Source organism: Streptococcus moroccensis, from assembly GCF_030812835.1.
Taxonomy (GTDB): Bacteria; Bacillota; Bacilli; order Lactobacillales; family Streptococcaceae; genus Streptococcus; species Streptococcus moroccensis.
Genome location: NZ_JAUSTM010000037.1, coordinates 1 through 10128, shown reverse-complemented (window position 1 = coordinate 10128; position 10128 = coordinate 1). Strand labels below are relative to the sequence as shown.

11 protein-coding genes and 1 pseudogene are annotated in these 10128 nt (G+C 39.0%); 11 read left to right on the top strand and 1 reads right to left on the bottom strand.

Annotated elements, in window-relative coordinates; genetic code table 11:
- Nucleotides 1–415: 415 nt before the first annotated feature.
- The 7 genes and pseudogenes from J2S23_RS10800 (at nucleotide 416) to J2S23_RS10770 (ending at nucleotide 4837) form a co-directional block, all read left to right on the top strand.
- Nucleotides 416–1216: an alpha/beta hydrolase gene (locus J2S23_RS10800; RefSeq protein ID WP_307122728.1), complete on the top strand. Its 801-nt coding sequence runs from the start codon at nucleotides 416–418 to the stop codon at nucleotides 1214–1216.
- Nucleotides 1217–1300: 84 nt separating this feature from the next.
- A pseudogene (locus J2S23_RS10795) lies at nucleotides 1301–1420 on the top strand (TMEM175 family protein); the annotation flags it as partial.
- 376 nt (nucleotides 1421–1796) lie between these two features.
- Nucleotides 1797–2660, top strand: coding sequence for an aldo/keto reductase (locus J2S23_RS10790; protein WP_307122729.1), 864 nt, complete (start codon nucleotides 1797–1799; stop codon nucleotides 2658–2660).
- 77 nt (nucleotides 2661–2737) lie between these two features.
- Nucleotides 2738–3067, top strand: a complete 330-nt coding sequence (locus tag J2S23_RS10785; protein ID WP_307122727.1) for a carboxymuconolactone decarboxylase family protein — start codon at nucleotides 2738–2740, stop codon at nucleotides 3065–3067.
- A gap of 3 nt (nucleotides 3068–3070) precedes the next feature.
- Nucleotides 3071–3499, top strand: coding sequence for a cupin domain-containing protein (locus tag J2S23_RS10780; protein WP_307122726.1), 429 nt, complete (start codon nucleotides 3071–3073; stop codon nucleotides 3497–3499).
- Between the two features lie 166 nt (nucleotides 3500–3665).
- Entirely contained in the window at nucleotides 3666–4421 is a 756-nt protein-coding gene (locus tag J2S23_RS10775) for an SDR family NAD(P)-dependent oxidoreductase (protein ID WP_307122725.1), read from the top strand.
- A 95-nt stretch (nucleotides 4422–4516) separates the two neighbouring features.
- Nucleotides 4517–4837: a hypothetical protein gene (locus J2S23_RS10770; protein ID WP_307122724.1), complete on the top strand. Its 321-nt coding sequence runs from the start codon at nucleotides 4517–4519 to the stop codon at nucleotides 4835–4837.
- A 185-nt stretch (nucleotides 4838–5022) separates the two neighbouring features.
- On the opposite strand, the gene J2S23_RS10765 is transcribed toward J2S23_RS10770, so the two are convergent.
- Nucleotides 5023–5751 (bottom strand): DUF554 domain-containing protein, encoded by a 729-nt coding sequence (locus tag J2S23_RS10765; RefSeq protein ID WP_307122723.1) that lies wholly within the window; start codon nucleotides 5749–5751, stop codon nucleotides 5023–5025.
- Nucleotides 5752–5942: 191 nt separating this feature from the next.
- Here J2S23_RS10765 and J2S23_RS10760 point away from each other — a divergent pair, with 191 nt between their 5' ends.
- From J2S23_RS10760 to lpdD, 4 genes are all read left to right on the top strand, one after another.
- A complete protein-coding gene (locus tag J2S23_RS10760) occupies nucleotides 5943–6833 on the top strand; it encodes a LysR family transcriptional regulator (RefSeq protein WP_307122722.1) in 891 nt (296 codons plus the stop codon).
- Nucleotides 6834–6915: 82 nt separating this feature from the next.
- The gene (locus J2S23_RS10755) at nucleotides 6916–8391 is read left to right on the top strand and encodes a UbiD family decarboxylase (protein ID WP_307122721.1); all 1476 of its coding nucleotides are present in this window, start codon (nucleotides 6916–6918) and stop codon (nucleotides 8389–8391) included.
- 562 nt (nucleotides 8392–8953) lie between these two features.
- The gene (locus J2S23_RS10750; protein ID WP_307122720.1) at nucleotides 8954–9523 is read left to right on the top strand and encodes a UbiX family flavin prenyltransferase; all 570 of its coding nucleotides are present in this window, start codon (nucleotides 8954–8956) and stop codon (nucleotides 9521–9523) included.
- Complete coding sequence (gene lpdD / locus J2S23_RS10745; protein ID WP_012962284.1) at nucleotides 9524–9931, top strand: prenylated flavin chaperone LpdD; 408 nt, start codon at nucleotides 9524–9526, stop codon at nucleotides 9929–9931.
- Nucleotides 9932–10128: the final 197 nt, after the last annotated feature.

Here is a 10128-nt window from a genome sequence, read left to right as displayed (position 1 = left end):
ACGCTTCCTCGCAAAGCCTTTTCTTTTAGTATACTCCTATTTCAACCAAAAAGCCCTTAGAAACTGTAATCTAAGGACTTTGTCTTCAATCTGAATATTTTCTATGTGTTTTGTTGCAAGTATTATATATTAATTAATTGATAAAGAGATTGTAGATAGGATAGTCAGTAAAACGTTGCTAGCTGCTTGCTCAGCAAATTCGACCAGCAATTCGACTGCAAGCTCAGCGAATACTGATAGTACTGTACTTCGCATCGCGGATCAAGGAATTTTCTCAGCTGGCGGGACTGTGACAACTTCTGAAGGAACTTTTGACCCAGCTAATCAATGAGAGCAAACCGGTGCCGGTCAGACTTCTCACGTTGACCATGCCAATGTTCTCTATCAAGTTCCAGAGGATGAAACAGAGGCACCAATGATTTTCCTACATGGGTATGTTCAATCTCGTATGGGTTGGCAAACAACTCCAGACGGTCGTGATGGTTGGTCAGATTATTTCTTAAAAGAAGGACATAGTGTTTATCTCGTTGATCAACCTCGTCGTGGTGCAGCAGGTCAAACCTCTGTTGCAGGAAATATCTCCACAAAAACGCTTGACCAGCGTTGGTACACCCAATTCCGTATTGGTCGTTGGGAAAATGGTCAATCTGAAGTCTATGAAAATTCACAATTCCCAAATGACGAAGAATCATTGAATCAATTCTTCCGCCAAATGACGCCAGATACAGGTATGCAGTCAGATATGGGTGCTGATTATGATAATGAAGTCGTATCTCGTGCTTTAGCGGCAACAATTGATGAAGTCTATGAAAGAACAGGTAAAAAAGCGATTGTTGTGACTCACTCACAAGGTGGGGCAGCTGGGTGGACAGCCGCTCGCTATACAGACAATATTGGTGCTATTGTAGCCATTGAACCAGGTGGGGCACCAAGTACCGATAGCGACGAGTTCAAAGCCATTGTCGAGAAAAATATCCCAGTAACCTTCTACTATGGTGATGGTGATGCGGACATTCAAGCAATAGGTATGTGGCAAGCAATGCGTCAAACCGCCTATGACTTTGCGGATGCTATTGAGAAAGAAGGTGGCAATGCAAGTGTCGTTGACTTACCCAAAGAAGGTATTGAAGGAAATACTCACTTCATGTTCCAAGATAAGAATAGCGATGAGATTGCAGCGCACATTGAAGATTGGTTGAAAGAAAACGTAGAGTAATCGATGATCGGTGAAGTGATTGGTACTATCGCTTCACCCTTTTTTATAGAATAGGGGAGAAGATATAGCAATGAATAAGGAAGAATATCTGCATTTGTAGATGCCGTATTGGCTATTATCTTGACGATTTTGGTCTTGGAGTTGGAATGCCCGGACTCATTAACTGTAGAAGGATTTTGGGCATTACGGAACAACTTTTTTGCTTCATTAGCAAAAGTTGTCTATAGCCTGATTGTCTAATTCATTACCGTTTCAAACAGAGGTCTTTATCGTTCGCTTTATCAAGATGATCCAAACAATCTTCTCTTAAAACAACGAATTGAAGACATGAAGAAATGGATATTCTTTGATACGATTGGGAAAGTCGTCGGTCTTGTCTAGTCAGCTACTATTTTTCCGCCGGCCATGCTTCTTTCCGTTCTTTTGACTCTGGTAGTTCTTGTGATTCCAAGGCAATTGAATGAGGATTAGGTTTAGAATAGATAGCAGTATTAAAAAAATGAATACTGCTATTTTTCTTTGCTATTGTACAGGTAAATGAAATAGGATTATAATGAATTCAGAAAGTGAGATGAATCCTATGAAACACGTTAGTTTGAACAATGGAGTGAAGATGCCAATTCTTGGCTTTGGTGTTTTCCAAATTCCTGCCAGTGAAACCAAGCAGGCCGTACTTAATGCTATTAAGGTTGGCTATCGTCATTTTGATACGGCTCAGTCTTATGCCAATGAAAAAGAAGTTGGTGAAGCTATCGCAGAATCAGGTTTGCCAAGGGAAGAATTTTTTATTACTAGCAAAGTCTGGCTAGAGCATTACGGTTATGAGAAAACGAGAAAAGCTGTTCTACATTCATTGGAGGTCATGGGCTTAGATTATCTAGACTTGATGCTCCTCCATCAGCCATTTTCAGATTATTATGGCTCTTATCGTGCCTTGGAGGACTTGTATAAGGAAGGAAAACTGCGTGCTATCGGTGTTAGTAATTTCTATCCAGATCGTCTCAGTGATTTGGTGGCTTTTAATGAAATCACACCACAGGTCAATCAAGTTGAAACCCATCCGTTTAATCAACAGATTTTCGCACAAGAGAATATGATCAAAAACAATGTTCAGATGGAGTCATGGGCTACTTTTGCAGAAGGTAGAAATGGCATCTTTTCTCATCCGACACTAGTGGCGATTGCGGAAAAATATGGTAAGTCCACAGCTCAAATTATGGTTCGTTGGCAGGTGGAGCGTGGTATCGTCTGTTTGACAAAATCAGTAAAACCAGAGCGTATGGCTGAGAATATTGATGTTTTTGATTTTAACTTAACGGATGAAGATATGACAGCCATTGCAGAACTTGATACAAAAGAAAGTCTGTTTTTCAATCACCAAGATGCTTCAACAGTTGACATGTTCTTGCATTTGATTGAACAGAGAAAAAATGGAGAAAACTAAATGGAGAAAAGGGAAGGAAGATGCTTTTTGCCAACCTTTTCACTTTGTATGATTTCCGATATGAAAGGAATAGAATAATGACTATTAAACAGACTGCTGGGCGTGAAATTCTAGGGGATTTTGCGCCAGAATTTGCTCATTTTAATGATGATATTCTGTTTGGAGAAAACTGGAATAACCCAGCTATTGATTTAAAGAAACGTAGTATGATTACAGTTGTGGCCTTGATGGCTCAGGGAATTACAGACAGTTCACTAGAGCATCATCTTCAAAATGCCAAAAATAATGGTGTCACAAAAGAAGAGATTGTGGCTGTTATCACCCACGTCGCATTTTATGCGGGCTGGCCAAAGGCTTGGGCAGTCTTTCGTCTGGCAAAAGACATTTGGACAGAAGAGGAGAAATAAAAAATGTCAGATAAAGTAAGGTTTGATGAAGAAAACATCTTTGGACAAGGGCAGGAAAATGTGTCCTTTGCACAGTATTTTGATGGAAAGTCTTTTCTCAATCCGCTTGTTGATGACCAGTCGCCACTCTTTCTGGCCAATGTCACCTTTGATCCTGCTTGTCGTAATCATTGGCATATTCACCGAGCAGATAAGGGTGGTGGGCAAATCTTGATTTGTACTGCTGGCCAAGGTTGGTATCAGGAAGAGGGAAAGGAAGCAGTCAGTCTTGAACCTGGAAAAGTTGTTGTTATTCCAGCAAATGTCAAACATTGGCATGGAGCTAAAAGTGACTCATGGTTTTCACATATTGCCTTAGAAGTTCCGGGGGACAATACCAAAACAGAGTGGTTGGGGCCAGTGTCAGAAGAGGATTACTTAGCACTAAGTTAATAACTTTATATTCTCAGAGTCAGTTAGACAAGGGTCAACTGACTTTTTTGATGCCTTAATTTGAAATTTGACTATTCATTTTTGAATACTAATATAGATTTTTGGTATTTTTCAAACCGCTATTTTAGGGCTATACTACTATTATCAAAAGAAAGTGAGAACGAATATGACTCAATTATTTACAAATAAACTTGCCTTAGTAACAGGTGGCGGATCAGGAATCGGTCGTGCCATTGCAGAAAGTTATGCTAAAGAAGGGGCCAAGGTTATCATTGTTGGCCGTCGTGAAGCAGTCTTGAAAGAAGTTTCTGAAGCTAATGAAGCAATTAGTTATGTTGTAGCAGATATTACTAATTCAGCAGACGTGACTAAAATCGCAGAAACAATTCGATCAGACTTTAATGGTCAGTTGGATATTTTAGTTAATAATGCAGGTTGGGCACCTGTTACACCACTTAAAGAGTTGACAATGTCAGATTATGATCGTGCCTTTGCTCTTGATGTGCGGGCTTTATTGGATGTCACGATTCAAACATTACCGTTTATTCTTCAATCAAAAGGGAATATCATTAACCTATCAACGGTTGGCGCTCAGCACCGTGGTCCAAATATGTCTATGTATCTTGGTGCTAAGGCAGCTGTCGAAAACTTTACACGGGTCTGGGCCATGGAGTTGGCAAATGATGGTGTCCGCGTCAATGCTATTGCACCAGGTGCCATTAGCACAGATATTTGGAATTTAACCGATTTATCAGATGAAGAAGCCAAGGCACATGAGCAGGCTATTTCTCAATTAATCCCTATGCACCGATTTGGACGTCCCGAAGAAGTTGCAAGTCTGGCAGTCTTTCTAGGTTCTGAACAAGCCTCATTTGTGACAGGTGCTATTTACGGTGTTGATGGTGGACAGGGGGCAAGCTAAGAAATGTAGAAATGGATATGAAACATAAAAAAATTATAGTGGTTCTTAGTCTATTATTCCTTATTATAGCGGTAGGTAGTTGGATTTATTTACAAATGAGACAAGATATAGTGCAGACACCTGCCAATAATTCAAGTAATCGAATGCAAGAAACGCAAGATGTGCCTCTGTCCTATTTGGAGGAGGTAGAAAATGGCGGAACAATTGAAGAGGTTACTTATAATAGCAAAGATTATTCAGATGCTAACCAAGATATTGAAAAAGTAGCCTATGTTTATCTTCCTCCAGGGTATGATGTGGACGATGAATCAGCTTCCTACAATATTCTGTATCTGATGCATGGTTGGAGGATGACTGCTGGAGATTTTTTCAAATATTCTGTTTATGTTAGCACAAATCTGATCAAAGGATTCTAATTCAGTATATAACATGTGGCACTTGATTTAACAATGTGCTAATCTAAAATCCTGAAACAGCAAAAATCTTCAATAACTTGAATAGGTATGATTATTGAAAATAAAAAAGAGATGAAAGTTTCTTTCCGACAATAATTTTATCTCTCTACGTATGTGACATGTTGAATGTTTAAAAATGATAGTTATTATAGCAATGGTAAAATAACATTAACCCAGAACCAAGAAAGTGGCATGACGAGAATCATGGCTGGTATCATGTCGGCAATTGGGAACATTTTCAGTTTGACCATACGGAAACCTGTGGCAAGCATTAGAAAACCACCGCAGGCTTTGAAATCAGCAATCATATCAGGTGTTGTAAGTGGCACGATGAAGGCTGACAAGAAGAAAAGGCAGTAGAAAATGATAAATTGTGGAATGGCAATAAGTGATACCACATAACCTAGATTACAAGCAAAAATAGCTGCTGTAAAGAAGTCCAAAATTGATTTTGAAATCAAGATTGTTGAATCATCAGTCATTCCTGCATCTAGACTACCATAAATACCAGTACCGCTTGCGCAGAAAAGTACGATAACAGTTAACAAGGTAGCAAGGTAATCTTCATGAGATAGTGATGAATGGTCGTTTGGCATGATTTTTGCCATGCTACGTTGCATGAGGGCACCGCCTTTGTTAATCCAATCACCGAGATGAAGTGCAAGTCCAATCTCTGTTCCGATAACGATGGCAAATATAACAGCGGGCATGTATTTCATCAATCCCATAGATGAAATCCCCATTCCCATTGAGCAGACCCCAAAAATCATATTGATTTGTGTCTTGAAGTCTTCTGATAATTTGTTTCCAACAAGACCACCTAGGAGCCCTCCAAAAACGACTGATAGGGAATTAATGATGACGCCAGTAGGCATACAATTTTCCTCCTTCATAAGAACAAAGTCATTAACAGTTTGAAAACATTAGTGTTGACTGCTAGACCGTGTTCTATTATTGTGAATTCTTTCTTTTCTGTTACATTTTAACACCAACTTTTTAAAAAACAATTCAGATTTTTGTGATATACTATTCTAAAATGGAATAGTATTAAGAATAGGAGCAGGAAATGAATTTCCAAAAATTTCAAGTCTTTCTTAGCTTGTGTGAAACATTGAATTACACCGAGACAGCAGAACAACTTTATACAACGCAAGGAAGCATTTCAAAGCAAATCATTGGGCTTGAAAAAGAGTTGGGTGTGATTTTGTTTAATCGTAAACATCGTCAAATTTCTCTGACAGAAGAAGGGGAGATTGTGCGAGTTTATGTTCAAAAGATTATGGGCACTTTTCAAGAAATGCAAGAGACATTAGAGGATTTGTCTGAACAAGAAAAACATAAACTAACCATTCATGGTATTCCGAGTATGTCTTCTTATCCTATTATTTCAGATATTGCAGCTTTTCAAAAGCAGTATCCTGATTACACGGTTGTAGTCGAGGAAGAAGAGGCTGACCAGCTGATGCATAGTTTTGATGATGGCATCTGCGATGCAGTCTTTACGCGTTCTTTTACCAAAGCTGCTCCTGATATTTATGATAGTCTAACCTTGGATTATGACCGTTTTGTCTTGGTTTTGCCTGAAAATCATCCCTTAGCCAACAAGGAAAAACTTGATTTGGCTGAATTGAAAGATGAGACATTCTTCCAACTTGGCAATAAAACGCAGTTGCTCCAAAATGTACGAGAACTTTGTCATACTTATGGTTTTGAACCGAAAATGGGCTATCAAGGAAATCGTATCAATCTCATCATTGATTTTATTGAAAAAGAAATGGGTGTTTCGGTGATGATGGAAAAATTGGTTGCACCGTATAAAACGAAAGCAATTATCTGTCGTCCGTTGGAGGTTGATATGGTGTCAGAAATGAATCTAATCCGTCGTAAGAAGAAAACAACACCAGCTTTGGATGTATTTTGGAAAGGAATGCAAGAAAAATATTCCAAACAGGAATAGGAAAACGCCTAACTTGAATTGTTTATCGGTGATTGAAGGTTTACACTTTTAATATGAAATCTTTAAGAAGGAAGTAAATCTTATGTCAGAACAACCTTATGATTTGCGTAAAGTCTTGGAAGAACTTAAAGAAATTCCAGGACAATACCATGAAACGGATGTTGAAATCGATCCAAACGCTGAAATTTCTGGCGTTTACCGTTATATCGGAGCTGGCGGTACCGTAGAACGTCCAACTCAAGAAGGTCCAGCAATGACCTTCAATAACATTAAGGGATTTCCTAATGTTCGTGTCAATATTGGTACAATGGCAAGCCGTAAACGTGTTGGTCAAATTCTTCATCATGATTACAAAGACCTTGGACATCTTTTGAACAAAGCCGTTGAAAATCCAGTGAAACCTGTTAAAGTTTCTAAGGGCCAAGCACCTGCTCAAGAAGTTGTTCACTTAGCAACTGATGATGATTTTGATATTCGTAAGCTCATTGCTGCGCCAACAAATACAGAATACGATGCAGGACCTTACATCACAACTGGTTTGGTTTATGGTTCAACGCCAGATAAATCAATGAGTGACGTTACAATTCACCGTATGGTTTTGGAAGATAAAGATACTATTGGTATTTATATCATGCCTGGCGGTCGTCACATTGGTGCTTTCTTGTCAGAATATCAAAAACTTAACAAACCAATGCCAATTACAATCAATATTGGTCTTGACCCTGCTATCTTGATTGGGGCAACATTTGAACCACCAACGACACCACTTGGTTACAATGAACTTTGGGTTGCAGGTGCGCTTCGTAACGAACCTGTTCAATTGGTTGATTCTATCGCTGTTGATGAAGTTGGTATTGCACGTTCTGAATTTATCATTGAAGGTGAAATCCTTCCAAATGAAACAATTCAAGAAGATATTAATACGCACACAGGTCATGCCATGCCTGAATTCCCAGGTTACAATGGTCCAGCCAATCCAGCTTTAAATGTTATCAAAGTTAAAGCGGTCACTCACCGTAAAGATAATCCAATTATGCAAACAACAATTGGCCCTTCTGAAGAACACGTGTCAATGGCAGGTATTCCAACAGAAGCTTCTATCCTTAACTTGGTTGATAAAGCTATCCCTGGTAAAGTGCTTAATGTTTACAATCCACCAGCTGGTGGCGGTAAATTGATGACAATCATGCAAATCCGCAAAGAAAATCCTGCAGATGAAGGTATTCAACGTCAAGCTGCATTGCTAGCATTCTCATCTTTCAAAGAACTCAAAACAGTTATCCTTGTTGATGAAGATGTGGATATCTTTGATATGAATGATGTCATGTGGACAATCAATACACGCTTCCAAGCCCACAAAGATATTATGTCGTTGGAAGGTATGCGTAACCACCCACTTGACCCATCAGAACGTCCAGAATATTCACCAGAACACATCCGTGTACGAGGAATGTCATCTAAACTTGTCCTTGACGGTACAGTACCATTTGACATGAAAGACCAATTTGAACGTGCTAAATTTAAAGAAGTTCCTGATTGGAAAAAATATTTAGATTAATTGCTAACTCATTTTAGCTAATGAAACTGACATTATTTGATAAAATGAGATAGAAGATAAGGCAAGTAATCATGAATAAGAGGCTAGAGCTAATCTTCCAACCTCTTATTTTAAGAGACAAAGGGCGTATAAAGAGCAAAGAAAAAATGGTGGTAAGCCAGAAATCTATGATTTCCTCTGCTTAACCCTGCCAGAATGACTAGAAAGATGTGGTTGACTGTTAAGGTGACAAAGTTTTCAGTCGTTTACGGTTAGTAGTAACTAGCTAACGATACAGATTTCCAACCCCTCACTCTCCCTTTTCTTGGTTCGGGCTGAAATCATCCACTGGATGATTTCACTGCATAGCCTAGGTCATCTTCAATTAAGAATTTTTAAGTTGGTAGTCGTTGGTACGCTATCTAAGCAAGTGGCAAGCTAAAAAACGATTGTCCTTATACGCTTTGAAAATCAGACTTAGAGCTTGTTGACTTATTTTGACGAATTTCGGTTATATCTGCATTTGCATTGTTTAGTCTAGTGTTGATTTTCAGTGAGTATTCATTACAAAAGTGAGGTGCTTATGAGCAAAAAACGTATTGTGGTAGCTATTTCTGGCGCTTCAGTCACAATCTATGCTATCAATTTATTAAAGAAACTAAAAGAATATCCTGACATTGAAACGCATGTGGTCATGTCTGACTGGGCACATGAGAATTTAAAACTGGAGCTCGATATGTCACATGATGAATTTGCCAGTTTGTGTGATGTGCTTTATTCTAACAAGGATTTGGGTGCCAAAATTGCTTCAGGTTCTTTCTTGACAGACGGTATGGTGATTGTTCCAGCTTCCATGAAAACTGTTGCAGGTATCGCTTGCGGTTTTTCAGACAATCTTATTGGTCGCGCAGCTGATGTGGCTTTAAAAGAACAACGCAAACTCATCATTGTCCCACGTGAGACACCGTTAAATACGATTCATTTGGAAAATTTGACAAAATTATCACGGATGGGTGTACAAATCATTCCGCCTGTACCAGCCTTTTACAATCATCCTAAGACTTTGCAAGATATTATCGACCACAATACTGCTAAATTGCTAGATGCTTTGCACATTCGCAATGATTATGCTGGACGTTGGGATGGTTATTAGATGGCAACATTTGAAGTGACAGACTATGGGTATTCTATTCAAGCGCAGGTTGACTATATTGGTGCTGACTTGTTTATTCAATTGACAGGCGGAAGCCACCCTCATATTGGCACAGTAACCACTTATTGTAAAGAAAATGCGGACAAGCAAGTGGTGCGTTTTCCAAGCCATTCAGGGCGTTTTCATAAAGATGACGTTTTGGCTGATGTTCTTTTGGAAGAAATAGCAGAGTTGTTGCCGCAAAATTGTGTGATTACCTCAGGTGTCCATGTTGACGGTATTAGTAAAGAACAAATTGCTGGCGCTTTTGAAATGACCAAAGAACTTGCTAGCAAGATTGGCACATGGTTAAAAATTGAAAAATCACCAATCAGTCACCCAAAATACCAGAAAAACACCAAACAATAAACTAGTTTAGACAAATACAACTCAAAAAACGAAACTCCTTTTAATCCATTTCAGTGAAAAAATAAATAAGCCACCCGTTTTCAACAATCGGGTGGCTTTTGGTTATGTGACTTTCAGTCCGTTTCGCTCCGCAGGTGCGAAACAAATAAACCACCCGCTATGCGGGTGCGCATCGCTGGTTATACCAAAAAACTCCA

Excerpts from the sequence above, each read along its gene's own strand:
- J2S23_RS10800 (WP_307122728.1), top strand. The coding sequence starts at position 416 with ATGATTTTCCTACATGGGTATGTTCAATCTCGTATGGGTTGGCAAACA.
- J2S23_RS10790 (WP_307122729.1), top strand. The coding sequence starts at position 1,797 with ATGAAACACGTTAGTTTGAACAATGGAGTGAAGATGCCAATTCTTGGC.
- J2S23_RS10785 (WP_307122727.1), top strand. The coding sequence starts at position 2,738 with ATGACTATTAAACAGACTGCTGGGCGTGAAATTCTAGGGGATTTTGCG.
- J2S23_RS10780 (WP_307122726.1), top strand. The coding sequence starts at position 3,071 with ATGTCAGATAAAGTAAGGTTTGATGAAGAAAACATCTTTGGACAAGGG.
- J2S23_RS10775 (WP_307122725.1), top strand. The coding sequence starts at position 3,666 with ATGACTCAATTATTTACAAATAAACTTGCCTTAGTAACAGGTGGCGGA.
- J2S23_RS10770 (WP_307122724.1), top strand. The coding sequence starts at position 4,517 with ATGAGACAAGATATAGTGCAGACACCTGCCAATAATTCAAGTAATCGA.
- J2S23_RS10765 (WP_307122723.1), bottom strand. The coding sequence starts at position 5,751 with ATGCCTACTGGCGTCATCATTAATTCCCTATCAGTCGTTTTTGGAGGG.
- J2S23_RS10760 (WP_307122722.1), top strand. The coding sequence starts at position 5,943 with ATGAATTTCCAAAAATTTCAAGTCTTTCTTAGCTTGTGTGAAACATTG.
- J2S23_RS10755 (WP_307122721.1), top strand. The coding sequence starts at position 6,916 with ATGTCAGAACAACCTTATGATTTGCGTAAAGTCTTGGAAGAACTTAAA.
- J2S23_RS10750 (WP_307122720.1), top strand. The coding sequence starts at position 8,954 with ATGAGCAAAAAACGTATTGTGGTAGCTATTTCTGGCGCTTCAGTCACA.
- lpdD (WP_012962284.1), top strand. The coding sequence starts at position 9,524 with ATGGCAACATTTGAAGTGACAGACTATGGGTATTCTATTCAAGCGCAG.